A 24,146-nucleotide genomic window follows, 5' to 3' on the forward strand; every position below is an offset into this window, starting at 1 on the left:
GGGCGGCACCCCCTGCGAGGGGTGCCGCCCTTCGGCTTGGCGCGTGCGGCGCTCAGTGGCCGCTGGTCTCCTCGGAGGACGAGGTGGACGGGGAGGCCGTGGAGCCGGCGGCGGTGCCCTCCTCGGCGGCGGACTCGCCGGTGGCGGGGGAGCCGGAGGCGGTCGCGGACGGGGAACCGGACGTCTCCTCGGACGGGGACGCGCTGGTGGCCGGGGCCTCGGGGATGTCGCTCGGGCCCCACTTCTCGAAGTAGTGCTCGGCGGGGATCACGAAGGCGCGCAGGCTGACCTCGCCGGTCTCGCTGAAGGCGAAGGTGACCTTCTGGGCGTTGCCGTCCTTGACCTCGTCGGTGAGGTCCGTCAGGACCGCGGAGGCGTTGTTCTCGCCGCCCAGGATCACGGAGCCGCCGGCCGGGACGACGATCTTGCCGCCCTTGCCCTCACCCTTGGCGGCGGTCAGCTCGGCGGTGCCGGCGCCCTCCACGGTGACGGAGTCCAGGGTCTGGTCGGTCGTGGCGCCGTTGAAGACGGTCGCGGAGACCACGGCAGGGCCCTTGGTCTCGGTACCGGGCTGGGTGACCACGATCGCGTTCTGGATCTTGATGTCGCCGACGCTGGTGGCCGCGTTGTCCGGCTTGACTTCCAGCGTCTGGGCGTTGTTGCCGGCGGCGCACGCGGCGAGTGAGGCGATCGAGAACGCGATGGCGGCGGCGGCGAGGGCGCCGCGTCGAAGGCTGCTGCTCACGGCGGCGGCAACTCCTAGAACGTGGGCGGTACGTGGTCTGTAGCGGCCTTAGGTTACCGAGCCGTCCCTCCGCCGCCGCACCCGACCCTCCCCAAGTGCCCGACAAGTCACCGGAAGCAATTGGCGGTCGGCGCGGACACGCCTGTCCGGCATTCACAGAACACCCTCGGACTTCGCCGCCGTCGTGCGCCGGATTTCCGCCGGGGAATGCCGACCGGTACGGAAAATCGATCAGCCGTCGGAACAGCGGCCGGACGCCCACCGGAACACCGGCGGGAAGGTGGACCGGAACGCCGATCAGAACACGCGCCGGAAGACCCGTCGGAACGGCGGCCGAACACCGGGCAGAACACGCGCGGGAACCGTCCGCGGAACGTCACCGGAAGGGCTTCAGAACACGATCCGGTAACGACGGAACAGCACCGGTAGATCGAACTCCTTGATCAATTCCGGATTCGTCTCGTACCCGACTCCGCTCATCGAACGGAGTAGCGCAAGTCGCACACATGGCGGCGGACAAAGCAGGACGTTCGGGCGCTCGTGCGGTCCTCCGGATGCGTGTAACGTACGCGTTTCACTCCGCCCGGAGAGCCGCTCCGACCTGCGGATACCCTCTCCCGTTCGGCCCTCGCAGCACGTTCCTGTTGCAGTTGTCAAGCCCCGAGATGCGCCCTGACCTGCGAAAACGCCATTCAGAACACGCCGTTTCCGTGTTACCCTGGATAGCCACGGAAGGGGTACCTGTCACATGACGTTCAAGGTTGGCGACACCGTGGTCTATCCCCATCACGGGGCCGCGCTGATTGAGGCCATCGAAACTCGCCAGATCAAAGGCGTGGACAAGACCTACTTGGTGCTCAAGGTCGCCCAGGGCGACCTGACGGTGCGTGTGCCAGCGGACAATGCGGAGTTCGTCGGCGTACGTGATGTGGTCGGTCAGGACGGCCTGGACCGGGTCTTCGAGGTGCTGCGCGCGCCGTATGCCGAGGAGCCCACGAACTGGTCGCGTCGCTACAAGGCAAATCTCGAGAAGCTCGCCTCCGGCGATGTCATCAAGGTCGCGGAAGTCGTGCGTGACCTGTGGCGTCGTGAGCGCGAGCGCGGACTGTCCGCCGGTGAGAAGCGCATGCTCGCCAAGGCCCGCCAGATCCTGGTGAGCGAGCTCGCCCTCGCGGAGAACACGAACGAGGACAAGGCCGAGGCCCTGCTCGACGAGGTTCTCGCGTCCTGAACTGACTCCTGTGGCAGGCAGCCAGCCCGCTCAGCCGTTCAGCGCAGCACATCACATGCCGCGGTGCCCGATGACGTACGTAATGTCGCCGGGCGCTGCGGCATGTTCGTACCCGGATGCCGAACGCCTCGATGGGGACCCCGATACTCGGCGATACTTGGCGTGCCCCGGTGCTCCTGCGAGTACGGAGTGCGCGCACCTCTCGTACGCATGCTCCTGACTCGTACTTGGCGTGCCGGGCCCGGGCAGCTGGCTCGACCAGATGTCACGGAAGGGTCCGGTCAAGGTGTCGCGCCCGGCACGCTGTGGCCATACCCACGTAGGCCGAGCACACAAACCTGACAGGAACCGATGTCTGACGATTCGCGCCCTTCGCCTTCCGCAGCCGGAGCGGCACCCCGTACGGCACCCCGCACGGCGGCCGTGATCCCGGCCGCCGGCCGGGGCGTACGCCTCGGCCCGGGCGCCCCCAAGGCGCTGCGCGCGCTGAACGGCACCCCGATGCTGATCCACGCGGTACGGGCCATGGCCGCCTCCCGTGCGGTCTCCCTGGTGATCGTCGTGGCGCCGCCCGACGGCGCACCCGAGGTCAAGACCCTGCTCGACGCGCACGCCCTGCCCGAGCGGACCGACTTCCTCGTGGTCCCCGGCGGAGAGTCGCGGCAGGAGTCGGTGAAACTCGGGCTCGACGCGCTGCCGCCCGGCTACGACGTCGTCCTGGTCCACGACGCGGCCCGTCCGCTCGTGCCGGTCGACACGGTCGACGCGGTCATCGAGGCCGTACGGGACGGGGCGGTGGCCGTGGTGCCCGCGCTGCCGCTCGCCGACACCGTCAAGGAGGTCGAGCCGGCGGACACGCCGGGGACGCCGGAGCCGGTCGTCGCCACGCCCGAGCGTGCGCGGCTGCGGGCCGTGCAGACGCCCCAGGGGTTCGACCGGGAGACGCTGCTCCGGGCGCACGAGACGGTCACCGGGGAGGTGACCGACGACGCGAGCATGGTGGAGCGGCTCGGGCTCGGCGTCGTGGTCGTGCCCGGGCACGAGGAGGCGTTCAAGGTGACGCGGCCTCTGGACCTGGTGCTCGCGGAGGCGGTTCTGGCGCGCAGGAGGCTCAACGATGGCTTCTGAGGGTTCTGGTACGGAGCCGGTGTCGCCGCTGGGTTCCGTGGTGTTGCCGCAGGTCGGGATCGGTACCGACATCCACGCCTTCGAGGACGGGCGGGAGCTGTGGTGCGCCGGGCTCAAGTGGGAGGGGGAGGGGCCGGGGCTCGCCGGGCACTCCGACGCCGACGTGGTGGCGCACGCCGCGTGCAACGCGTTGTTCTCCGCGGCCGGCATGGGGGATCTCGGGCAGCACTTCGGGACGGGCCGGCCGGAGTGGTCGGGGGCGTCCGGGGTGACGCTGCTGGCGGAGGCGGCGCGGATCGTGCGGGCCGGGGGGTTCGTCATCGGGAACGTGGCCGTGCAGGTGGTCGGGGACCGGCCGAAGATCGGGAAGCGGCGGGACGAGGCGCAGCGGGTGTTGTCGGAGGTCGTGGGGGCGCCCGTGTCGGTGTCGGGGGCCACGACGGACGGGCTGGGGTTTCCCGGGCGGGGGGAAGGGCTGATGGCGGTGGCTACGGCGTTGGTCGTGCGGGTGGGGTGATCCCCGGGTTCTCGCCCCCGCCGCCCCTAGCCGTCCCTCCCCCACTCTCGGCCCGGTGGGCATACGTCACGAATCTGCCGTCCTTGGGGTGAAGGGCTCGGGGCACGGCTGGTGGGCCACTACGCTTAAGGGCGTGACTATTCGCCTGTACGACACCAGCGCCCGGCAGATTCGTGACTTCGCCCCGCTCACGCCGGGTTGCGTCTCGATCTACCTGTGTGGCGCCACGGTGCAGGCGGCCCCGCACATCGGGCACATCCGGTCGGGGCTCAACTTCGACATCATGCGCCGGTGGTTCGAGTACCGCGGGTACGCCGTGACGTTCGTCCGGAACGTCACGGACATCGACGACAAGATCATCGCGAAGGCGGCCGACCAGGGCCGCCCGTGGTGGTCGATCGGGTACGAGAACGAGCGCGCGTTCAACGACGGGTACGGCGTGCTCGGTTGCCTGCCGCCCACCTACGAGCCGCGGGCCACCGGGCACGTGACCGAGATGGTCGAGATGATGCGCGGGCTGATCGAGCGCGGTCACGCCTACGAGGCCGACGGGAACGTCTACTTCGACGTGCGGTCGTTCCCCGGGTATCTGCAGCTGTCCAACCAGGAGCTCGACAACCTCCTCCAGCCCTCGGGCGAGGGCGAGACCGGCAAGCGTGATCCCCGTGACTTCGCCATGTGGAAGTCGGCGAAGCCCGGGGAGCCCACCTGGGAGACGCCCTGGGGGCGGGGGCGGCCGGGCTGGCACCTGGAGTGCTCGGCCATGGCGCACAAGTACCTGGGCACCGCGTTCGACATCCACGGCGGCGGCCTCGACCTGATCTTCCCGCACCACGAGAACGAGATCGCGCAGGCCAAGGCCTTCGGCGACGACTTCGCGGCGTACTGGGTGCACAACGCCTGGGTCACCATGAGCGGCGAGAAGATGTCCAAGTCGCTGGGGAACAGCGTCCTCGTCTCCGAGATGGTCAAGCACTGGCGGCCCATCGTGCTCCGGTACTACCTGGGCACCCCGCACTACCGCTCGATGATCGAGTACAGCGAGGACGCCCTGCGCGAGGCGGAGTCGGCTTTCGCCCGGATCGAGGGGTTCGTCCAGAGGGTCATCGAGAAGGCCGGCGGGGTCGTGGAGCCCGCGGTCGAGGTGCCGCCGGCGTTCGCCGAGGCGATGGACGACGACCTGGGGGTGCCGCAGGCGCTCGCCGTCGTGCACACCACGGTCCGGCAGGGCAACAGCGCGCTGGCCGCCGACGACAAGGAAGAGGCCGTGGCACGGCTCGCCGAGGTGCGGGCCATGCTCGGCGTGCTCGGCCTCGACCCGCTCGACGCCCACTGGGCCGGTGCCGCCGGCGACCGCGGCGAGGACCTCCACGGTGTCGTCGACACACTCGTCGGACTCGTGCTCCAGCAGCGCGAGGCGGCCCGCGGCCGCAAGGACTGGGCGACCGCGGACGCCATCCGCGACCAGCTCAACCAATCGGGTCTGGTCATCGAGGACGGCCCCGACGGCCCGCGCTGGACGCTCGGCCCGCGCTGAGCCGGAACGTCCGGTCACCTTGATCGATTGTGCCGCCCGGGCCTCCGGGCGGCACACTGCATGACGTACACACGACGACGTACGCCCGACGCGTACGCACACACGCTTCAGAGACGGGTAGGTCATGGCCGCTAACAACCGCCGCATGTCCGGCAAGAAGGGCGCGCAGGTCGGCAGTGGCGGCCAGCGGCGCAAGGGTCTTGAGGGCAGGGGCCCCACCCCGCCCGCCGAGATGCGCAAGAAGCACAAGGCGAACCGCATCGCCAACGCCAAGGCGAAGCAGGCCGCGCGCCGTCCCACGCCGCGTGGCCGGGGCGGCAAGGGCACGTCCGAGATGGTCGTCGGACGCAACCCCGTCGTCGAGGCGCTGCGCGAGGGAGTGCCCGCCTCGACGCTGTACGTCCAGCAGTTCATCGACAACGACGAGCGGGTGCGCGAGGCGCTGCAGCTCGCGGCCGAGCGCGGCGGCATCAACCTCATGGAAGCGCCGCGGCCCGAGCTGGACCGCATGACCAACGGGCTCAACCACCAGGGCCTCGTCCTCCAGGTCCCGCCGTACGAGTACGCGCACCCCGAGGACCTGGTGGCCGCCGCGTACGACGAGGGCGAGGACCCGCTGATCGTCGCCCTCGACGGGGTGACCGACCCGCGCAACCTCGGTGCCGTCGTCCGGTCCGTCTCCGCGTTCGGCGGCCACGGCGTCGTCGTGCCCGAGCGGCGTGCGGCCGGGATGACCGCCGGCGCGTGGAAGACGTCCGCCGGCACGGCCGCCCGTACGCCCGTCGCCCGCTGCACCAACCTGACGCGGGCGCTGGAGGCCTACAAGAAGGCCGGTGTCGTGGTGGTCGGACTCGCCGCCGACGGGGAGTCCGAGATCGGTGAGCTGGAGGCCCTCGGTGGCCCGGTCGTCATCGTCGTCGGCAGCGAGGGCAAGGGCCTGTCCCGCCTCGTGGGCGAGACGTGCGACTACCGGGTGCGGATCCCCATGCCGGGTGGGGCCGAGTCGTTGAACGCCGGTGTCGCGGCGGGAGTTGTGCTGTACGAGGCGGCCCGTCGTCGGGCGTAGTCCGGTCGGTGTGACGGGTGGGGAACCGGGCCCCAACTGGGGTTTCGGGGAGTGCCGGACCACCTTGACGGGGTCCGGACAGATCGGGGCGGTCAAAGCAGTGTCCTAACGACACGTCACTCGGTTAGATGAGTGTGGACACCAGAACACCCCGCACACCCACGGGGGACCGTTCGTCGGGATTCGAATCGGGATTCGACGACGCTCCCGCGCTGAGCATGGTGAAGGTGCCGAGCGATCCGGCGCAGGTCATCGTCAACCACGCGAGTTTCCGCGTGCAGTTGAGCGCCTCCACGCGGGCGTCCCCGCGCATCGCACGGCACTTGAGCGCCGGCGCGGACACCGCGCGTATCCCGGCCGTGGGCGCGGCCGGGCGCTCCGGGGCGCCCGCCGCCGGGCGTCGGCGCGCGCCCGTCGTCTGGAGCGGGAAGTCCGCGCCGGACGACACCGGGGCCCACCGGCTCCTCCAGGCGGTGCGCGGCGCGGGCGTCGGCCGCGGGGCCCCCGACCCCCTGAGCGACACCGGCTCGACCCAGGTCATCCCCCGCGTCGACGGCCCGCGCGGCGGCTACGCCACCGGCGGCGGGCGCTACGGCGACGAAGGCGGGCGCTACGGCGCCGACCTGACCGTCGAGACCGTCGAGACGCCCATCGTGGGCAGCCAGCGCACGCACGGCGACCACGCCGCCGACGGCACCCGGCTCCTCCCCGCCATGCGGACCGTCGACAGCATGTACGACGAACCGGGGTACGGCCAGGACGCCCATGCCGACGGGGAGTTCGCGGACTCCTACGACGGCGGCGAGGACGAGCGCGGCGGGCGCCGGGCCGGCAACGAGGCCGTCCGGCACGCCTATTACCCCGGCCGCCGGATGAACCTCGGCGTGGTGCTGCTGCCGTTGCGCGTCTTCCTCGGCTTCATCTCCGTCTACGCCGGCATGGGCAAGCTCTGCGATCCGCACTACTTCGACGGCGGCAAGCGCGGCTCCATGGTGAAGTGGCTGAACACGCTGCACCCGTGGGAAGTCGCCGAGCCGCTGCGGCAGTTCGCCCTCGAACACCCGGTGGGCTCGGGCCTCGTCATCGCCTTCGCCCAGGTCATCGTGGGCGTACTGACCGTCTTCGGGCTCTGGCAGCGGGTCGCCGCCGGTGTCGGGGCGCTGCTGTCGGCCGCGCTGCTGGTCACCGTCAGCTGGAAGACCGTTCCCGTCTACGAGACGCCGGACATCATCTACCTCGCCGCCTGGTCCCCGCTGATCATCGCGGGCGCGCCGGTGTACTCGGTCGACGGGCGGCTCGCGGGCGGTGCCTGGCGCACGCTCGGGCCGCGCGCCGACATCTGGGAACTGCGGCGCCATGTGCTGCGGCGGGGTGCGATCGCCGCCGCGATCGTCGTCGGGCTGACGCTGCTCGTGGGGTCCCTGCTCGGCGGTGCCGTGCGTGACGCCGACCGGATCGTCGTTCCCGGGCCCGGGGAGGCTCCGCGCAACGAGCTGCCGGGGTCGCCGCTGCCGGGTGAGCCGACCGCGCGGCGTGAGAACAGCCCGTCCGCCTCCAACTCGCCCAGCGCGGGCGCGACATCGGCGACGCCTTCCCAGGCGGCCACGACTCCGGGGGCCGCGCCGTCCACGGGGGCGGTCACCGGGGGACAGCCGAGTCAGACGCAGGGGACGGCGGGGCAGGCGCCGCCGCAGCAGACCGCTCCGGCCCAGCAGGCGCCCAGTACCACCGCCGGGCCCAGCTCCAGCGGAGGGGCCTCCAGCGGGGCGACCGGGGGGGCCACCGGGTCCACCGGCGGGTCCACCGGCGGAAGTTCCTCGGGTGGGCAGCCCGGACTGGTGGGGGGACTGCTCGGGTAGGTTTCGCCGCTTCCGGCGATGTGCGAGTGGGCCCCGCGTGTTGTTCGCGCGGGGCCCACTGTCGTGTCCGGAGGAAGGGGAAGAGGGAGGGGAAGGCGGCGGCCGTTCAGCGGCTCAGGGCCGCCAGCTCCTTGGCCGCCTCCGTGAGGTCCTTGGCCGTGTCGATGGCCCGCCAGTAGGCGCCCTGGGGGATGGGGAAGCCGGCCAGCCGGCGCTCCCGGGCCAGGCGCGGGAACGTGGTGCGCTCGTGGTCGCCGCGCGCGGGGAGCAGGTCGGTGAACTCGGGGGAGAAGACGTAGACGCCCGCGTTGATCTCGTACGTCGTGGGCGGGGCCTCGATGAAGTCCGTCACACGGCCGAAGCCGTCCGTCTTCACGGCGCCCCAGGGGATGCGGGGGCGGGCGAGCGCGAGGGTGGCGAGGGCGTCGCGTTCGGCGTGGAAGTCCGCCATGTCGCGGAGCGAGAAGCGGGTCCAGATGTCGCCGTTGGTGGCGTACCAGGGCTGGTCCGGGTGGGGCAGGTGGGAGGCGGCGTACTTGAGGCCGCCGCCGCGGCCCAGGGGCTCCGTCTCGACGACCGTGGTGACGCGGACCGGCAGGTCGGCCGAGTCCAGCCACTTCTGCAGGACGTCGGCGAGGTGGCCGCAGGAGACGACCACGTCGGTCACGCCCTCCTCGGCGAGCCAGGTGAGCTGATGGCCGATGATCGGGGTGCCCGTACCGGGGATCTCGACCATGGGCTTGGGTCGGTCGTCGGTGTACGGACGCAGCCGGGAGCCCTGGCCACCGGCGAGGACCACGGCTTGAACGGGGCGCGACGCTGCGTTCGGATCGGTCATGACCGAACTGTACGTGGCGCCCCGTTCGCGGGAGCACGGCCCTGGGATCGGTGTACGGGGATGCCGGGCGCCTGGAGCGCCCGGGGATCCTTCGGGGCCTTCTGGAAGCCTCTGGCAGCCTCTGAGAGCCCCTCGGGAGCCGCTGGATGCGTCTCTACGGCGCTGCGGGGCCCTCAGCGGTGCGTCGCGCGGTCATCGGCGCTGTGCTGCGCTGTCCTCAGCGGTACTGGGCGGCCACTCCCGTCGCGAAGGAGGTGTCGCAGACCGGGCGGGCGAAGGACTGGGCCCGGGTGGGGCCGTAGGCGCGGACCGCGGCGCGGCCGAGGGCGCGGGCGATGGAGGTGCAGTGCTTCGCCAACGCCGGGCGGCCGTTCACCGCCTGCTGGAGGTGGGTGAGCGCGACGCCGGGGCTCTCCTCCTGGAGTTCCACGAGGAGCTTGTCGCGCAGCACCTCGTGCGGGGCGCGGGTCTTGGTGCGCTGGGTGACCTCCGAGGCGGCGAGCATCGACTCCGCGGGTTCGGTGCCCGTCCAGTTGACCCGGGTGACCGCGAGGGTGCCGGAGAGGACCATGACGACGGGCAGGACCAGGGCCAGGGAGCGGCCGATCCGGCGGGCGGGACCGCGGCCGTGGCGCGTCCGTTGCGTGTGGGTGTGGGTGTGCTTCACGCGAGTGAGGGTAGCGCGGGGTAGTGATATGGCGACATTAGGTCACCGATACGGGGGATGTCGAAGCGCCGTCCCGCAGGTGGCGGGTTGACGCACACGGGTCGAAATCAACCGGTTTGCCGGGGTAGTTGATGGCAACGAAAAAGGCCCTGCGGATGTTTGCGGGGCCTTCTTCGTCAACCTGGGTGATTTATCCCGGGGTGGAGGTTTCGCGCACGGTCACGGACGCGCCGTGTCCGGACTCAGTCGGAGAGACGCTCGCCCGTGGAGGTCGAGAACACGTGGTTCTCGCCCGGACGCGGCACCACGTGCAGCGTCGCGCCCTTCTCGGGGACCTGGCGGCCGTTGACGCGGACCACGAGGTCCTTGGTCTCGCCGCCGACCTCGGCGGTGCCGTAGACGTAGCCGTCGGCGCCGAGTTCCTCGACGACGTTGACGGTGACGGCGAGGCCGGCCGGGGCGTCGGCGGTGTCCTTGGACAGGGCGGAGGCGACGCTGCCGTCGTGCTCCACGACGTCGAAGTGCTCGGGGCGGACACCGACGGTGACGGTGGTGTCACCCTTGTCGGAGGCGGCCTTGAGGGCCTCGCGGTTGACCGGGACGACGCTGTTGCCGAACTTCACGCCGCCGTCGGTGATCGGGACCTCGACCAGGTTCATGGCCGGGGAGCCGATGAAGCCGGCGACGAAGAGGTTGGCCGGGCGGTCGTACATGTTGCGCGGGGTGTCGACCTGCTGGAGCAGACCGTCCTTCAGGACCGCCACGCGGTCGCCCATCGTCATGGCCTCGACCTGGTCGTGGGTGACGTAGACGGTGGTGATGCCGAGGCGGCGCTGCAGGGACGCGATCTGCGTACGGGTCGAGACGCGGAGCTTGGCGTCGAGGTTCGACAGCGGCTCGTCCATGAGGAAGACCTGGGGCTCACGCACGATGGCGCGGCCCATGGCGACACGCTGGCGCTGACCGCCGGAGAGGGCCTTCGGCTTGCGGTCCAGGTACTCGGTGAGGTCGAGGATCTTCGCGGCCTCCTCGACCTTCTGCCGGATCTCCGCCTTGTTGACGCCGGCGATCTTCAGGGCGAAGCCCATGTTGTCGGCGACGGTCATGTGCGGGTAGAGCGCGTAGTTCTGGAACACCATGGCGATGTCCCGGTCCTTCGGCGGCAGGTGCGTGACGTCGCGGTCACCGATGCGGATGGCACCGCCGTTGACGTCCTCGAGCCCCGCGAGCATGCGGAGCGAGGTGGACTTGCCACAACCGGACGGGCCGACCAGGACGAGGAACTCGCCGTCCTCGATCTCGATGTCGAGACCGTCGACGGCGGGCTTGGTGGAACCCGGGTAGATCCGGGTCGCCTTGTCGAACGTAACTGTGGCCATGGGTCGTAGGCCCCCTTCACCGGCAGGAACGTGCCGGACGATCCGAGTAAAGGTGGTGATCCACCGCGGACGGTTCCACGGTGGTGTAGTCCACGGGAGTGGACTGGGTCAGGACGGTACCCGTCGTTCACCTGGTCTGTCAGTACCCGGACCCCTGTGAACTTCGCGGAAATTTTCGACGAGCACACCCTGTGACGTGGGTACACTGCACGGGCGCCCCCGCGAGGGGCCACGCCTCCTTAGCTCAGCTGGCCAGAGCAACGCACTTGTAATGCGTAGGTCGTCGGTTCGAATCCGACAGGGGGCTCAGCTGGAACCCCAGGTCGGATTTCTTCTGGCCTGGGGTTTTTCGTCGGGCTCAGTTCGCGGGGGTCCAGCCGTCGTTCGCGTACCAGTACTGCGGCAGGCCCTTGGTGCCGCTGGTGCGGAACGGGGTGCCGTGGTCGTCGATGCGTGCGGTGCCCGTGCGGCCCTGGGAGGACCAGTCGAGTTCCAGGTACCAGCGGCAGTCGCAGTCGACGGTCCGGGCGTCGATCATCAGGACCTCGGGAGCCTTCGCCGCCACCTGGTACGGCATGCGTCTGGCCGGGGTGCCCGTGCCGCCCTCGCCGCCCTGGACAGGGCGGGGTACCGGACGCTCCAGGTCCAGGTCCACCGTGAACACGCGGGGGTCCAGGTCGGCGCCGCAGCCCTGGCCCGTGAAGTAGACGGTGCCCTTCAGCGGGGCGGCCCGTCCCACGACGCGGACCCGTAGCGCCTTCAGGACGACGGCCGTGTCCGTCCGCCCCTGCACGGCGATGTCCACGAGGGTCTGGCCGCCGTGCACCGCGCCCTGCGAGCGCGCCCAGGGGGCGGCGTCCTGTGGGAGCGGGGGCGGCGGTACCTGCCGGGGTGCCTTGTCGATGACGTAGTCGTGGTCGCAACCGGTCGCCCAGAGGTGGGAGTTCACCGTCCAGGTGAAGGGCGGGGCGGGCGATTCGGGGTCGGCTTCCCCGGCGGAGGCCGAGGTGGTGGAGGCGGACGGGCTCGAGGTCGGGGCGGGTGAGCGGCCGCCCGCCGGGGTCGTCTTCGGGGTGAGCGTGCCGGGTGGCAGGTCGTGTGCGGGGGAGGCGGGCGCCGACGGTGTCGGGGAGGTGTGCCCGGGGCGGCCCGCCGTCTTCGCGGTCGTCGTCAGCGTGGACAGGCCGCCGAGGGTCGCCGCCAGCGCGGTCACGGCAGCCGCGGCGAGCGCGGCGCGGCGTCCGTACCAGGGTGTTCGCGGGGCGGGCGAGGAGGCGGGCGGGAGGCCGGGGGCAGGGGCGGGCGTTGCCGGGGGCGCGGGGGCGGAGGCCGCGCCGGAGGTCGCGAGCCCGGTGGTCTCGGGGGCGTGCGGGGCGGATACGGTCGCCGTCCGGGAGCGCTGTCGTGCGGCGGCGGCCAGGACCCACCGCCGGTGCAGCTCGATCCGTTCGGCCGGGTCGGCCCCGCAGATCGCGGCGAAGCGTTCCACGGCCGCGAAGCCGAGCGGGACGGCCTCGCCCGCGCAGTACCGGTGCAGTGTCGAGGCGTTGATGTGCAGGGGGCGTGCGAGGGCCGCGTAACTGCGGTCCGTACGGGCCTTCAGGCGCCGCAGCAGCGCCGCGAATTCCTCCACCTCGTCCTCGGACGACACCGGATCCCCCTGCCTCGCGTCCCGGGACGGCGTCCCGGGCTCTCCGCATGAGGAGAGAGGAGGCGGGGGCCGGGGCGGTTCCACCGTCGGCGGAGGCGGCGGGTCAGCGGAGGCGGCGGGCGAGTTCCAGGTCCTCCGGGTCCAGGGGCCGCCCCTCCTCGATCTCCCAGACGGCGTTCTGGAGGAGGCGGGCGCGGGTCCAGGCGAGGGCGCGGTCGCGGTCCAGGGAGAGGACGTCGGTCATCGCGTCGAAGCGCCAGACGACGTCGTCCGGGTCGAAGCGGTTGTTCAGGGCCGGCCAGAGGTCGAAGCCGGGGTCCCCGGCGAGGGGTTTGGGGTCGAAGGCGAGCCAGGGGGCGCGGTCGGCGCCCAGGACGTTGTCGAAGTGCAGGTCCCAGTGGAGGAGGCGGTCGCCCGGTTCGGCCATGACCTCGCGGAGCGCCGCCGCGCAGTCGGCGATCAGGCGTCGGTCGGACGCGTCCGGGATCCGGGCCAGCACCGGGGGCGTGCGGTCCAGCATGTCGGCGGCGATGTCGGACAGACGGCGCAGGCCCGGCGGGGCCTGCGTGGCGGTCAGATGGGCCAGGAGGCGGGCGATGACCAGGACGGCCGCGCGGGTGTCGGGCTCGTGGGACAGCATGCGGGCCGGGTCGAGGCGTTCGAGCAGCATGGTGCCCGTCGCGGGGTCGTGGTCCAGCAGCCGTACCGCCCCGTCGCCGTTCCAGACGCGCAGGGCGACCGGCTCGCCCTCGCTCTCGCCGTCGAGGATCTGCAGCTTGAGCACGGCCGGGGTGCCGTCGGCCGTGCGGACCACGGGCAGGACCAGGGCGCACATGCCGTGCATGGCCGGTCCGTCGGGGCACAGCCCCCAGTGGTCCAGGAACCGGGAGACCAGCCCCGGCAGGGCGGCGGCGAAGGACCGGCCCTCCTCCTCGAAGAACATCTCCAGCGTGGCGGCCAGTTCCTCAGGTACCGGGATGGCATCGGTCATGCGGGCGACCCTACGTGCGCGCCTGCCGGGAACGCCTTCGATTTACGGCCCGGCGGCGGCGCGTACGCCACGAAATCCGTAGGAGACAGGGCCCCTCGGCAGGGGTTAGCGTCCCGCCATGAGCAGCTCGGACGCGATGGCCGGCACCGTCAACGGTGGGATCTCCTTCTGGTACGCGCAGGCCGGCATCCCCGTTCCGCGGGAGCCGCTGGCCGGGGACGCGTCCGCCGATGTGGCGATCGTCGGGGGCGGGTACACCGGGCTGTGGACGGCCTACTACCTGAAGAAGGCCGCGCCCGGTCTGCGGATCGTCGTCCTGGAGCAGAAGTTCTGCGGGTACGGGGCCTCGGGGCGCAACGGCGGCTGGCTCTACAACGGGGTCGCGGGGCGGGACCGGTACGCGCGGCTGCACGGGCGGGAGGCCGCCGTGCGGTTGCAGCGGGCGATGAACGAGACCGTCGACGAGGTCGTGCGGGTAGCGGGCGAGGAGGGTGTCGAGGCGGACATCCACCGGGGCGGGGTGCTCGAAGTCGCCCACACCCCGGCCCAGTTGAGTCGCCTCAGGGCTTTCCACGAGCACGAGAGGGCGTACGGGGAGGACGACCGCGAGCTGTACGGTGCCCGGGAGACGGCCGAGCGGATCAGGGTCGCGGGCGCCGTGGGGTCGACGTGGACGCCGCACGGGGCACGGCTGAATCCGGTGAAGCTGGTGACGGGGCTGGCGGCGGTCGTCGAGGGGCTCGGGGTGACCGTGCACGAGCTGACGCCGGTGACCGAGATCCGGCCCGGGCACGCGGTCACGCCGTACGGCACGGTCCGGGCGCCCTATGTGCTGCGCTGCACGGAGGGGTTCACGGCGAACCTCAGGGGCCAGCGGCGGACCTGGCTGCCGATGAACTCCTCGATGATCGCCACCGCGCCGCTGACGGTCGGACAGTGGGCGACGCTCGGCTGGGAGGGCCGCGAGACGCTCGGCGACATGGCGCACGGGTACATGTACGCGCAGCGCACCGCCGACGACCGGATCGCGCTCGGCGGCCGCGGGGTGCCGTACCGCTTCGGGTCGCGGACGGACAACGACGGGCGTACGCAGGCGGCGACCATCGAGGCGTTGTACGAGATCCTGGTGCGGTTCTTCCCCTCGCTGGCGGGGGTGCGGGTCGACCACGCCTGGTCGGGCGTGCTGGGGGTCCCGCGCGACTGGTGTGCCACGGTCACCCTCGACCCGTCGACGGGGCTCGGCTGGGCCGGCGGCTACGTCGGCTCCGGGGTGGCCACCGCCAATCTGGCCGCCCGTACCCTCCGCGACCTCGTCCGGCGGGACTCCGGGCAGGCCGGGGACACCGCGCTGACCTCGCTGCCGTGGGTGAACCACCGGGTGCGCAAGTGGGAACCGGAGCCGCTGCGGTGGGCGGGGGTGCAGGGCATGTACGCCACCTACCGCGCCGCGGACCGGCGGGAGGCGGCGTCGAACAAGGGGCAGTCGTCGAGGCTGGCGCGGGTGGCGGACCGGGTGGCGGGGCGGCACTGAGGGTGCGGGGTGCCGCGCGGGGCCGGTGGCGGGGGCTCACGCGCGCTTCAGGTGCTGGGAGGTTCGTGACCTGCGGCCCAGGGCCAGGGAGACCGCCGCCAGGGCGCTGTTGAACGACACCTCGGAGAGGACGCCCGGCGCCGCCACCTGGTCGCCCGCGAGGTACACGTCGTCGCCGCGGTCCACGGCCGGGCGGTCGCGCCAGGTGGTGCCGGGCAGGTCGACCGCGCCCGTACGGCCGTTCGACGTGGCCTCGCGGCGCCAGGTCACCCGGTCCCGCCAGCCGGGGAAGCCCAGGTCGAGCAGGTGTTCGGCGCGGGCGACGCCGTCGGCCCGTGCCGCGTGCGGGCCGATCGGGAACTGCCCCTGGAGCAGCTGCTCGCCCGCGGGGGCCAGCGTGCGGTCCTGCGCGGTGAACCGCTCGATCCAGCCGGGCGCGTCCAGGTCGGAGACGGCGAACGCGTCGCCGCGGCGGGTGCGTACGGCGAGGTCGAGGAGGGCGGTACGGCCGCTCGGCCACGTCAGCGAGTCGTCCCCGAGCAGGGGGCGGGCCGCGTGCAGGGAGGTGGCCACGACGATCGGGCCGGTGCCCCCGCCGCCGAGGTCGTCGAGGCTGTCGACGCGGCTGAGGGTCTCCATGCGGACGCCCAGGTTCCAGGCGCGGGCCGCCATCCGGTCGATGACGCTCGCCCAGCCGCCGCGCGGGTAGTGCGCCTCCGGGGGCAGCTTCGTGGCCCGGCGCAGCCGTTCCTGCACGAACGCGGCGGACAGGGAGCCCGGGTCGTGGTGGAACAGCGCGACCGCCGCGTAGTGGGCGGCGGCGTGCGCGGCCTCCTCGCCCGCCTGCCCGGTCGCCCAGGTCAGGAAGTCGACGTCGACGGGCGCGTGCGGGCCCGTGCGGCGGGGGCGCAGGAGCTTGAGCATCGCGAACGGCGGTGTCCGGCGCAGGACGCCCTTGTGGTGCAGGCGCAGCCGGGCGGCCTCCAGGGGCGGGATCGGGGCGAGCGGGCCGATCAGGTCCCGTTGCGTGAGCCATGTCCAGTGCGGGCCGCCGCTGTAGAGGGCGTGCGGTCCCTCGTTGGTCCGGTACGGCCCCTCCGCGGTCCGGGCCCGGCCGCCGAGCGTGTGGTGCGCCTCGTACATGGTGACCCGCGCGCCCGCCTCGGCGGCGGTGATCGCCGCGGTGAGTCCGGCGAAGCCGCCGCCGATGACGGTGAGGGGGGTGCGGGGTCGGCTGGTGGGCATGGCTGGGGCTCCCTCGGGTCGGTGTCTTCGGCCGCCCTGCCGGTCGGCCGGTACGGGGCTGTCGGTGCGTACGACGGATCGAGGGCGCCGGAATGTGACATGGCCGGGCTGCGGTGGGGCGTTCGCGCAGGTCACGCGGATTGTCAGTGGTGGGGTGCACGATGGGGGCATGGTGAGGGCGACGTCGGTGGTGAAGGCGGCACGGCGGCCGGAGGTGCGGCTGCCGGTGCTGGAGGCGTTCGCGGGCGGGGAGCTGGAGCCCGACGGGGACTATGACGGGCTGGAGTTCCGGGAGCGGGACCTCGCGGGGCAGGACGGCGGGGGCGCCCGGTTCATGGACTGCGCGCTGACGGGGTGCGCGCTGGACGAGACGCGGCTGCGGCGGGCCCGGGTGCTCGACTCCGTCCTCACCGGGATACGGGGTGTCGGTACGGATCTGGCCGAGGCGACGTTGCGTGATGTGGAGCTGGTGGACGCGCGGCTCGGTGGGGTGCGGTTGCACGGGGCCGCGCTGGAGCGGGTGCTGGTGCGTGGGGGGAAGATCGACTACCTGAATCTGCGGGAGGCTCGGCTCAGGGACGTGGTCTTCGAGGACTGTGTGCTGGTCGAGCCGGATTTCGGGGGTGCGCGGTTGGAGCGGGTGGCGTTCGTGGGGTGTGCGTTGAAGGGGGTTGATCTGACCGGGGTGAGCCTTGTGGACGTGGATCTGCGGGGGGCTGCGTCGGTGGAGATCGTGCGGGGGGTGGAGCGGTTGTCGGGGGCGGTGATCAGTGCGGCGCAGTTGATGGATCTGGCGCCGGTGTTGGCGGGGGCGATGGGGATTCGGGTGGAGGGGTGACGTCCGGGGGCGGGTGTGTTTTCGCCCCCGCGGCCCCTACCCGTCCCATCCTTCACAGGGGCTGCGCCCCTTCGACCCCCAGCCCCCACCGGGCCGCGGACGGAAAGCCCTGCCTCCCTTACCGCGTTCTCGGGAAGCGGGACTGAAGGGTCCAGATCGCGGGGTTCTCCGCGAGGGCCTCGTGGAGGTCGCAGAGGTCGGCGATCACGTCGTGCAGGAAGTCGCGGGCCTCGCGGCGGAGTTCGGTGTGGGAGAAGGTGAGCGGGGGGTCCTCCGCCGGCATCCAGTCCGCCTCGATGTCCACCCACCCGAAGCGCCGCTCGAAGAGCATGCGGTCGGTGGACTCGGTGAAGTCGAGTTCCGCGTGCTGGGGACGGGAGGCGCGGGAACCGGCGGGGTCCTGGTCGAGCCGCTCCACGATGTCGCACAGTGCCCACGCGAAGTCCAGTACCGGCACCCATCCCCAGGCTGTGGACAGCTCCCGGTCCGCCTTGGTGTCGGCGAGGTAGACGTCACCGCAGAACAGGTCGTGCCGCAGCGTGTACACGTCGGCGCGGCGATAGTCCGTCTGCGGAGGATCGGGGAAGCGGTTGGAGAGGGCGTAGCCGATGTCGAGCACGTAGGCGATGGTGTCATGTCCTCATAGGATCCCCGACGTGTCCCGATCCGTACCGGTTGTCCCGCCCGCCCTGCTCGCCGCGGCCCTGGCACTCACGCTCACCTCGTGCGCCGGAGGTGGGGGTGGCGGAGGCGGTGACGGGGAAGGGACGCGCAAGGGCGCCGCCGGTCTGCGGGACCCGTACTTCCCGAAGCTCGGCAACGGGGGCTACGACGTCACCCACTACACCCTCACGCTCGGCTACACACCCCCGTCCGGCACCGCGACCGCCGCCCACCTGCGCGGCACCGCCGTCATCACCGCCCGGGCCACGCGGGACCTCGGCGCGTTCAACCTCGATCTCCGGGGGATGGACGTGGCGTCGGTCGCCGTCGAGGGCGCGGCGGCGCGGTGGAAGCGGGCGGGGCAGGAGCTGACGGTCACCCCCGGGGGCGGACTCGACGAGGGGGAGACGTTCCGTACGACGGTGCGGTACTCGGGCACCCCGGAGACGATCACCGATCCGGACGGCTCGCAGGAGGGCTGGCTTCCGACCGCCGACGGCGTCCTGGCGCTCGGTGAACCGACCGGCTCGATGACCTGGTTCCCCGGCAACCACCACCCCTCCGACAAGGCGGCCTACGACATCACGGTCACGGTCCCCGAGGGCCTGCGGGCCGTCTCCAACGGGGAGTTGACGAGCGAGACCGTCGACGGCGGCCGTGCGACGTACTCGTGGCGCGTCGTCGAGCCGATGGCGAGCTATCTGGCCACGATCGCGGTCGGCCGCTACGAGATCGGCCGCTACGAGATCGGGCGCTCGACGGTGGGCAGAGGCGAGGGGAAGGGCCGGCTGCCGGTGTACGTGGCCGTCGATCCCACGCAGGCCGAGGACAGCCGTGCGGTCCTGGGCCGGATCCCCGAGGTCGTCGCATGGGCGGAGGGGAAGTTCGGCCCGTACCCCTTCTCCTCCACCGGCGCGATCGTCGAACGGCCGCAGGACGTGGCGTACGCGCTGGAGACGCAGAACCGGCCCGTCTTCCCCGGCGCCCCCGGCCTCCCGCTCCTCGTCCACGAGCTGGCCCACCAGTGGTACGGCGACTCCGTCACCCCGAAAAGCTGGCGGGACATGTGGCTGAACGAGGGGTTCGCCACCTATGCCGAGTGGCTGTGGGAGGAGGACCACGGCGGTGACAGCGCCCAGGAGACCTTCGACGCGCTGTACGACGGCGACCACTTCCGGGACGCCGAGGCGAACGAGGCCGTCTGGGACTTCCCGCCCGCGAAGCCGCCGAGCGCCGCGCGTATCTCCGACAGTCCGGTGTACGAGCGCGGCGCCATGGTCCTGCACAAGATCCGTCAGGCTGTCGGCGACGCCGCCTTCTTCGAGCTGATCCGGGGCTGGGCGGCCGCCCACCGCCACGGCAACGCGGACACGGCCGACTTCACGGCGTACGCGGAGAAGTTCGCGGCGAAGGCGGCTCCGGACGCGGACCTGACCCCGGTCTGGGAGGACTGGCTGTACGGGGAGGGCAGGCCGCCGAAGCCCTGAGGAGACGAGGAGACGAGGAGTCAGGGACGGCCGGTCCCGCCCCCCGGGGGAGCCTCCGACTCCTCGAACTCCGTCAGCAGCCGGGGCAGTTCGGGCGGCCACACGGACGCCGTCGCCTCGGAGAGTTCCTGGCGGGTCCACCAGCGCCAGGCCAGGATGCCCTCCGCCGCGCGCGCCGTGGCGAGGAGACCGCCCACCGGCTCGCGGCGCGGGCCCCGGGCCACGTACAGGTGGTCGTGCTGGCGGACGGGGACGCCGGCGCGGGTGAAGTCATGGGTCCAGGTGTGCAGGAAGGCGCCCGGCTCCACGTCCGTCCAGCCCGTTTCCTCGCGCAGTTCGCGCAGGGCACCCTCGCGCGGTGTCTCACCGGCCTCCAGACCGCCCCCGGGAAGGGCCCAGTGCGCGCCCACCTCCTCGTTGTGGTACTCGAACAGGAGGACCGCGCCGTCCGGATCGAGTACGGCGACCCGCGCGGCCTGGCGCGGCGTACGCAGCGTCTTGCGCAACACGCTGCAGGGACGCCCCAGTTGACGGTCCCGGCGCTGCTCGATCACCTCGTAGCCGAGGGATGTCCAGAACGCCAGACCGCCGGGGTTGTTGTCCAGTACCGCCAGTCGTACGGCGGTGCGCCCGGCCCGCCGGAACCGTTCCTCGACGAGATGCGCCAACCGGCGTCCGTACCCCTGCCGTTGAGCGGTGGCGTCGACGAGCAGCAGGCCGATCCACGGGTCCGGGTCGGCCGGATCGGGATGGCGGGCGAGGGTGATGACGACCCCGACGAGCCGCCCCTCCCCGGCGGCGCGGGCGAGCAGGATCTCCGTCTCCGGGTCGGCCAGCTCCAGCGACAGGGCCGCGGCCACCTGTTCGGGACGGATGTCGTTCGCGTCCGGGAAGTCACCGCTCAGGGAGTAGAAGGCGCGCTGGGAGGAGTACAGGGCGGTGAGTTCGTCGAGGAGGGGGCCGGGGACGGTTCCGTCCTCGGCGGTGCGGAGGGGCGCGAGCAGCAGCATGGCCGCACGCTATCGACCGGGTCCGACAGCCGGCATCGGCTCTGGGCGGCATCTCAGCGAACCCGCCTACGGTTTCTTCCCACGAGCGAGGGGGAGCGCGTGGAGCAGAGGGTTCGGGTGCACAGGGCCCGGCTGGGCGGCGACGAGGTGCGGGTGATCCGGGCGGCCCCGTCCCCGGCCCGCCTGGTGTTGCGCGAGGACCGGCACCGGCTGTCGATGTACGCCGACCGGGCCGGTGCGGAGCAGCTGGTCGCGCTGTGGTCGCTGGCCGCCCGGTCCGCCCGGTCGCTGGTCCATCTGCCGATCCGCGCCAACCCCGCTCCCGACGGCGTCGACGGCGGCGGGGGCGGCGAGGGGGAACCCGTCTCGCTGGACCTGGTCCTGCTCCACCACAGCCTGCGGTTCCCGACGGCCTCGTGGAAGCAGGTGCGCGCCCGGCTCGACGCGGGCAGGCCGCAGACGACGGGCACCCCGGACGGCGACTTCCCGGACAGGGACGCCGTCCGGTACGAGCGGTGGCACCACCGGTCCTACCGGGACCACCTCGCCTTCGACATCGCCGCGCACACGCTCTTCGTCGTGGGCAGCCCCACCGCGTTCCGCGAGCGCGGCGCTCTCCTGCGGGACCTCGTCGACGAGGCCCCGTCGTTCCCGTACACGCACCCGAACGCCCGGCACTTCTGTGTCGAACTGGGCGCGGGGTCCTGGTCGCGGCCGCGGAACCGACGGGGCGTACCGGCCTCGCTGCACATCCAGTACGCGGCCGACTGGCGGCTGTGACACGGGCCGAGCGGGGGCGGGGCGAGGGACTTGGGCAGGGGGCGAGGGCGGGCGCGACGGCCGAAGGCCCCGCCGCGACAGTGGATGTCGTGGGCGGGGCCTTCTGCGTCGTGGTGCGGTGGTGCGGTGGTGCGGTGTGCCGGGAGCCGCTGCGCCCCGGGAGTCAGATCGATGTCAGACGTTGACGCCGAAGTCCTGGGCGATGCCGACGAGGCCCGAGGCGTAACCCTGGCCGACCGCGCGGAACTTCCACTCGGCGCCGTTGCGGTACAGCTCGCCGAAGACCATGGCGGTCTCGGTGGCGGCGTCCTCGGAGAGGTCGTAGCGGGCGATCTCGGCGCCGCCGGCCTGGTTCACGATGCGGATGTAGGCGTTGCGGACCTGGCCGAAGTTCTGCGAGCGGTTCTCGGCGTCGTAGATGGAGACCGGGAAGACGATCTTGTCGACGTCGGCGGGGAGGCCCGCCAGGTTGACGTTGATCGCCTCGTCGTCGCCCGCGCCCTCGCCCGTGCGGTTGTCACCGGTGTGGACGATGGTCTGGTCCGGGGTCTGCTTGTTGTTGAAGAAGACGAAGTGACCGTCCGAATAGACCTTGCCCTGCGGGTTGACCGCGATCGCCGAGGCGTCGAGGTCGAAGTCCGTGCCGGTGGTGGTGCGGACGTCCCAGCCGAGGCCCACGGTGACGGCCGTCAGGCCCGGAGCCTCCTTGGTGAGCGAGACGTTGCCACCCTTGGACAGGCTTACAGCCATGGTTGGGAGTCCTTCCCTCGTTGCGTACGTGCCTTACGGGCTTCGTGCCGGGGACGAAGCTACCTGTACCCCTATGAACGTCGGGAGGGGCGCCAGAGGTTCCAGCGGTTTTTACTTTCTTTACCCATGTCCCGGCCCATGGTTCCTGGGCGTGGTGAAAAGGGCGTGACGTGGACCGGACATCCGCGCGACCATGGGGGCATGTCCGGTCCCCACGTCATCCGTGGCTCCGTCTCGCTTCCCGAGGCCGAGCTCCAGTGGCGTTTCTCCCGCTCCTCCGGCCCCGGCGGGCAGCACGTCAACACCAGCGACTCCCAGGTCGAGCTGCGCTTCGACCTGGCGAACACCGAGGCACTGCCCGAGGTGTGGAAGGCGCGTGCGCTGGAGCGTCTCGCGGGCCGGCTCGTCGACGGGGTCGTCAGCGTCCGGGCCTCGGAGCACCGCTCCCAGTGGCGCAACCGGGAGACCGCCGCCGTACGTCTGGCCGCACTGCTCGCGGAGGCGACCGCGCCGCCGCCCAAGCCGCGGCGGGCGACCCGTATCCCCAGGGGGATCAACGAACGGCGGCTGCGGGAGAAGAAGCAGCGGTCCGACACCAAGCGGGGGCGGTCGGGGCGGGACTGGGGCTGAGGCCGTCCCCGGCGCGTCGCGTCCTACGGCGCCAGCTGCCGGTAGCGGCCGCGGAAGTAGCTGAGGGGGCCCGTGGTCGTGCCCGCCGCTGTCGCGGCGAGGACCCGGCCGATGACCAGGGTGTGGTCGCCGGCGGTCACCCGTTGCTCGGTGCGGCACTCCAGGGTGGCCAGCGCGCCGTCGATCAGGAGGGCGCCGCTGGTCTCGCCCCTGGTGTGCGCGAGGTCCGCGAAGAGGAGGCGGTCGCTCACTCGGTTCTTCATGGCGAAGCGGGCCGCCGCGGTGCGCTGGTGCTCGGAGAGGACGGAGACCGCCCACAGCGGCTGCTCGGCGAGGAGGTCGTCCATCCGGGAACCCTCGCGGAGGCTGACCATGACGAGGGGCGGGTCGAGGGACACGGACATGAAGGAGGTGGCCGTCATCCCGACGTCCTCGCCGCGCGGCCCCTCCGGGTCCAGCGCGGCCTCGTGCGCGGTCACCAGGACCACACCGGCCGCCAGCCGGGACATCGCGGCACGGAATTCTTCTTCACTCACCCCCTCAGCATGTACCGAGGGGGGAGGGGCGGGCGAAAGCGGGGGAGGGGCTGACAGCGAGTCGTTCGGCACGCTCGCACGCTAGCTCCCGGCCCGCACCCACCACATCGGGCCCCCGCCCGATCCACCCCCTGGACCTGCGACCTAGGCTTGTCCGAACAGTTCCCGCCCGCCTGGTGACGCCTTGCACGCGCCCTACGGCCTCCTGACGGATCTCCGCGGCTTCGCACCGCCGCGCGCCGAGCGCACGCGGCGGCCTGGTCGTCAGAGCTGCCAGACCAGGACGGCCCGGCCCTCGTGGGCGGCCGCGCCCAGAAACTCCGCCAGCCCGTCGTACTCGTGCCGTGCCGCGTCGAGGTACAGCGTCGCGGTGGGGGCGTCCGGGTAGCGCCCGGTCTCGACGAGTTCCCCCGGGTCGGTGTGCGCGAGGAGCCGGTCGGACGGCAGCGCGGCCAGCGCGCCGGCCGCCGTGGCGACCTGGTCGGCGGTCAGGTAGTGGTAGTCGCCGTCCCGCGGGTCCGGGTAGCGGATCGGCTGCTCGCCATTGATCACGTCCACCGGGAATCCGGCACGCTCGAGCAGCAGCTCCTGGACGGCGCGGGAGCCGATGGCGTAGTAACGCGCGTCGCGGGGCGGGGGCTCGAACGCCTCCTCGCCCTCGCGGACGTCCTCCATGTGGTTCCACGCCCAGTCGGGATCGCTTTTGATCCGCTCCAACTCGTCTGCCGTCAGGCGGAGGTACTCCACGCTGTTGCCCACGGGCTCATGCTAGGTGCCCTGGTCGGCCCGGCCGGTCGCGATCGGCGCCGGTCGGCCCCCGCGCACAGCGCCTACACAGAGTTCTGGATTCTGTTCAGGAAGCGCACGAGAGAAACGCATAAACTCCACTCAATTGCTCATGTTCTGTTGTGACTTGAGTCACAGGAGCCATATTTTGTTGACCCTGTGTACCGAGTGGGCTTCGCGCTGTGATTCAGTGGCGGGGACGCTGCAAGCTGTAAGCGGGAACCGTAAGCGGTAGTAAGCCCGCGAGTTAAGCAGGTTACCTGGAGCCTGGAGCTGCCACG

23 protein-coding genes and 1 tRNA gene are annotated in these 24,146 nt (G+C 72.0%); 12 read left to right on the plus strand and 12 right to left on the minus strand.

What is annotated here, in order from left to right; translation table 11 throughout:
* Nucleotides 1–52: 52 nt before the first annotated feature.
* The gene (locus ACFU5F_RS33960; RefSeq protein ID WP_383895804.1) at nt 53–745 is read right to left on the minus strand and encodes a copper chaperone PCu(A)C; all 693 of its coding nucleotides are present in this window, start codon (nt 743–745) and stop codon (nt 53–55) included.
* 748 nt (nt 746–1,493) lie between these two features.
* Here ACFU5F_RS33960 and ACFU5F_RS33965 point away from each other — a divergent pair.
* The 6 genes from ACFU5F_RS33965 to ACFU5F_RS33990 all read left to right on the plus strand — a co-directional run bounded on the left by ACFU5F_RS33965 (nt 1,494) and on the right by ACFU5F_RS33990 (nt 8,083).
* Nucleotides 1,494–1,976: a CarD family transcriptional regulator gene (locus tag ACFU5F_RS33965; protein ID WP_003953493.1), complete on the plus strand. Its 483-nt coding sequence runs from the start codon at nt 1,494–1,496 to the stop codon at nt 1,974–1,976.
* A gap of 351 nt (nt 1,977–2,327) precedes the next feature.
* Nucleotides 2,328–3,104, plus strand: coding sequence for a 2-C-methyl-D-erythritol 4-phosphate cytidylyltransferase (ispD, locus tag ACFU5F_RS33970; protein WP_383895806.1), 777 nt, complete (start codon nt 2,328–2,330; stop codon nt 3,102–3,104).
* The gene (gene ispF, locus ACFU5F_RS33975) at nt 3,094–3,621 is read left to right on the plus strand and encodes a 2-C-methyl-D-erythritol 2,4-cyclodiphosphate synthase (protein WP_383895809.1); all 528 of its coding nucleotides are present in this window, start codon (nt 3,094–3,096) and stop codon (nt 3,619–3,621) included. The genes ispD and ispF overlap by 11 nt, the downstream gene beginning before the upstream one ends.
* Nucleotides 3,622–3,754: 133 nt before the next feature.
* Nucleotides 3,755–5,158 (plus strand): cysteine--tRNA ligase, encoded by a 1,404-nt coding sequence (cysS, locus tag ACFU5F_RS33980; RefSeq protein WP_383895811.1) that lies wholly within the window; start codon nt 3,755–3,757, stop codon nt 5,156–5,158.
* Between the two features lie 124 nt (nt 5,159–5,282).
* Entirely contained in the window at nt 5,283–6,224 is a 942-nt protein-coding gene (gene rlmB / locus ACFU5F_RS33985) for a 23S rRNA (guanosine(2251)-2'-O)-methyltransferase RlmB (RefSeq protein ID WP_383895814.1), read from the plus strand.
* Nucleotides 6,225–6,358: 134 nt separating this feature from the next.
* Nucleotides 6,359–8,083, plus strand: coding sequence for a DoxX family membrane protein (locus ACFU5F_RS33990; protein WP_383895893.1), 1,725 nt, complete (start codon nt 6,359–6,361; stop codon nt 8,081–8,083).
* Nucleotides 8,084–8,189: 106 nt separating this feature from the next.
* On the opposite strand, the gene ACFU5F_RS33995 is transcribed toward ACFU5F_RS33990, so the two are convergent.
* The 3 genes from ACFU5F_RS33995 to ACFU5F_RS34005 all read right to left on the minus strand — a co-directional run bounded on the left by ACFU5F_RS33995 (nt 8,190) and on the right by ACFU5F_RS34005 (nt 10,967).
* The gene (locus ACFU5F_RS33995) at nt 8,190–8,921 is read right to left on the minus strand and encodes an NDP-sugar synthase (protein WP_383895817.1); all 732 of its coding nucleotides are present in this window, start codon (nt 8,919–8,921) and stop codon (nt 8,190–8,192) included.
* A 217-nt stretch (nt 8,922–9,138) separates the two neighbouring features.
* A complete protein-coding gene (locus tag ACFU5F_RS34000) occupies nt 9,139–9,588 on the minus strand; it encodes a hypothetical protein (RefSeq protein WP_383895819.1) in 450 nt (149 codons plus the stop codon).
* Between the two features lie 242 nt (nt 9,589–9,830).
* On the minus strand, nt 9,831–10,967 hold the full coding sequence (locus ACFU5F_RS34005; protein WP_383895822.1) for an ABC transporter ATP-binding protein: 1,137 nt from the start codon (nt 10,965–10,967) through the stop codon (nt 9,831–9,833).
* A gap of 233 nt (nt 10,968–11,200) precedes the next feature.
* Between ACFU5F_RS34005 and ACFU5F_RS34010 the strand changes: the two genes are divergently transcribed.
* Nucleotides 11,201–11,274 (plus strand) — tRNA-Thr (locus ACFU5F_RS34010).
* 51 nt (nt 11,275–11,325) lie between these two features.
* Here ACFU5F_RS34010 and ACFU5F_RS34015 read toward each other — a convergent pair.
* Together ACFU5F_RS34015 and ACFU5F_RS34020 are read right to left on the minus strand one after the other, a co-directional pair.
* The gene (locus ACFU5F_RS34015) at nt 11,326–12,618 is read right to left on the minus strand and encodes a helix-turn-helix domain-containing protein (protein ID WP_383895825.1); all 1,293 of its coding nucleotides are present in this window, start codon (nt 12,616–12,618) and stop codon (nt 11,326–11,328) included.
* A 103-nt stretch (nt 12,619–12,721) separates the two neighbouring features.
* Complete coding sequence (locus ACFU5F_RS34020; protein WP_383895828.1) at nt 12,722–13,609, minus strand: aminoglycoside phosphotransferase family protein; 888 nt, start codon at nt 13,607–13,609, stop codon at nt 12,722–12,724.
* 118 nt (nt 13,610–13,727) lie between these two features.
* On the opposite strand from ACFU5F_RS34020, the gene ACFU5F_RS34025 reads away from it, so the two are divergent.
* On the plus strand, nt 13,728–15,140 hold the full coding sequence (locus ACFU5F_RS34025) for an NAD(P)/FAD-dependent oxidoreductase (RefSeq protein WP_383895831.1): 1,413 nt from the start codon (nt 13,728–13,730) through the stop codon (nt 15,138–15,140).
* Nucleotides 15,141–15,176: 36 nt separating this feature from the next.
* Here ACFU5F_RS34025 and ACFU5F_RS34030 read toward each other — a convergent pair whose 3' ends face one another.
* Complete coding sequence (locus ACFU5F_RS34030) at nt 15,177–16,385, minus strand: FAD-dependent oxidoreductase (protein ID WP_383895834.1); 1,209 nt, start codon at nt 16,383–16,385, stop codon at nt 15,177–15,179.
* Nucleotides 16,386–16,554: 169 nt separating this feature from the next.
* On the opposite strand from ACFU5F_RS34030, the gene ACFU5F_RS34035 reads away from it, so the two are divergent.
* Nucleotides 16,555–17,223, plus strand: a complete 669-nt coding sequence (locus ACFU5F_RS34035; protein WP_383895837.1) for a pentapeptide repeat-containing protein — start codon at nt 16,555–16,557, stop codon at nt 17,221–17,223.
* 118 nt (nt 17,224–17,341) lie between these two features.
* Here the strand turns inward: ACFU5F_RS34035 and ACFU5F_RS34040 are convergent, their stop codons facing one another.
* Nucleotides 17,342–17,842: a hypothetical protein gene (locus ACFU5F_RS34040; RefSeq protein WP_383895840.1), complete on the minus strand. Its 501-nt coding sequence runs from the start codon at nt 17,840–17,842 to the stop codon at nt 17,342–17,344.
* A gap of 7 nt (nt 17,843–17,849) precedes the next feature.
* On the opposite strand from ACFU5F_RS34040, the gene ACFU5F_RS34045 reads away from it, so the two are divergent.
* Nucleotides 17,850–19,373: a M1 family metallopeptidase gene (locus tag ACFU5F_RS34045; protein WP_383895843.1), complete on the plus strand. Its 1,524-nt coding sequence runs from the start codon at nt 17,850–17,852 to the stop codon at nt 19,371–19,373.
* A gap of 20 nt (nt 19,374–19,393) precedes the next feature.
* Here ACFU5F_RS34045 and ACFU5F_RS34050 read toward each other — a convergent pair whose 3' ends face one another.
* The gene (locus ACFU5F_RS34050) at nt 19,394–20,380 is read right to left on the minus strand and encodes a GNAT family N-acetyltransferase (RefSeq protein WP_383895896.1); all 987 of its coding nucleotides are present in this window, start codon (nt 20,378–20,380) and stop codon (nt 19,394–19,396) included.
* A gap of 102 nt (nt 20,381–20,482) precedes the next feature.
* On the opposite strand from ACFU5F_RS34050, the gene ACFU5F_RS34055 reads away from it, so the two are divergent.
* A complete protein-coding gene (locus ACFU5F_RS34055; protein ID WP_383895846.1) occupies nt 20,483–21,163 on the plus strand; it encodes a hypothetical protein in 681 nt (226 codons plus the stop codon).
* 174 nt (nt 21,164–21,337) lie between these two features.
* Here the strand turns inward: ACFU5F_RS34055 and ACFU5F_RS34060 are convergent, their stop codons facing one another.
* Nucleotides 21,338–21,913 (minus strand): TerD family protein, encoded by a 576-nt coding sequence (locus tag ACFU5F_RS34060; RefSeq protein WP_005486352.1) that lies wholly within the window; start codon nt 21,911–21,913, stop codon nt 21,338–21,340.
* Between the two features lie 201 nt (nt 21,914–22,114).
* On the opposite strand from ACFU5F_RS34060, the gene arfB reads away from it, so the two are divergent.
* Complete coding sequence (arfB, locus tag ACFU5F_RS34065) at nt 22,115–22,543, plus strand: alternative ribosome rescue aminoacyl-tRNA hydrolase ArfB (protein ID WP_059080336.1); 429 nt, start codon at nt 22,115–22,117, stop codon at nt 22,541–22,543.
* Nucleotides 22,544–22,566: 23 nt separating this feature from the next.
* Here the strand turns inward: arfB and ACFU5F_RS34070 are convergent, their stop codons facing one another.
* Both ACFU5F_RS34070 and ACFU5F_RS34075 read right to left on the minus strand, forming a co-directional pair.
* Nucleotides 22,567–23,079, minus strand: coding sequence for a flavin reductase family protein (locus ACFU5F_RS34070; RefSeq protein ID WP_383895850.1), 513 nt, complete (start codon nt 23,077–23,079; stop codon nt 22,567–22,569).
* A 264-nt stretch (nt 23,080–23,343) separates the two neighbouring features.
* Complete coding sequence (locus ACFU5F_RS34075) at nt 23,344–23,838, minus strand: DUF1877 family protein (protein WP_383895853.1); 495 nt, start codon at nt 23,836–23,838, stop codon at nt 23,344–23,346.
* Nucleotides 23,839–24,146: the final 308 nt, after the last annotated feature.

The sequence above is a fragment of the Streptomyces sp. NPDC057438 genome, assembly GCF_042802995.1.
Classification (GTDB): Bacteria; Actinomycetota; Actinomycetes; order Streptomycetales; family Streptomycetaceae; genus Streptomyces.

Coding starts and splice junctions, on each gene's coding strand:
- ACFU5F_RS34030 (WP_383895834.1), bottom strand. CDS start 16,385: ATGCCCACCAGCCGACCCCGCACCCCCCTCACCGTCATCGGCGGCGGC.
- arfB (WP_059080336.1), top strand. CDS start 22,115: ATGTCCGGTCCCCACGTCATCCGTGGCTCCGTCTCGCTTCCCGAGGCC.
- rlmB (WP_383895814.1), top strand. CDS start 5,283: ATGGCCGCTAACAACCGCCGCATGTCCGGCAAGAAGGGCGCGCAGGTC.
- ACFU5F_RS34005 (WP_383895822.1), bottom strand. CDS start 10,967: ATGGCCACAGTTACGTTCGACAAGGCGACCCGGATCTACCCGGGTTCC.
- ACFU5F_RS34025 (WP_383895831.1), top strand. CDS start 13,728: ATGAGCAGCTCGGACGCGATGGCCGGCACCGTCAACGGTGGGATCTCC.
- ACFU5F_RS34020 (WP_383895828.1), bottom strand. CDS start 13,609: ATGACCGATGCCATCCCGGTACCTGAGGAACTGGCCGCCACGCTGGAG.
- ispF (WP_383895809.1), top strand. CDS start 3,094: ATGGCTTCTGAGGGTTCTGGTACGGAGCCGGTGTCGCCGCTGGGTTCC.
- ACFU5F_RS33965 (WP_003953493.1), top strand. CDS start 1,494: ATGACGTTCAAGGTTGGCGACACCGTGGTCTATCCCCATCACGGGGCC.
- ACFU5F_RS34045 (WP_383895843.1), top strand. CDS start 17,850: ATGGTGTCATGTCCTCATAGGATCCCCGACGTGTCCCGATCCGTACCG.
- ACFU5F_RS34060 (WP_005486352.1), bottom strand. CDS start 21,913: ATGGCTGTAAGCCTGTCCAAGGGTGGCAACGTCTCGCTCACCAAGGAG.
- ACFU5F_RS33995 (WP_383895817.1), bottom strand. CDS start 8,921: ATGACCGATCCGAACGCAGCGTCGCGCCCCGTTCAAGCCGTGGTCCTC.
- ispD (WP_383895806.1), top strand. CDS start 2,328: ATGTCTGACGATTCGCGCCCTTCGCCTTCCGCAGCCGGAGCGGCACCC.
- ACFU5F_RS34035 (WP_383895837.1), top strand. CDS start 16,555: ATGGTGAGGGCGACGTCGGTGGTGAAGGCGGCACGGCGGCCGGAGGTG.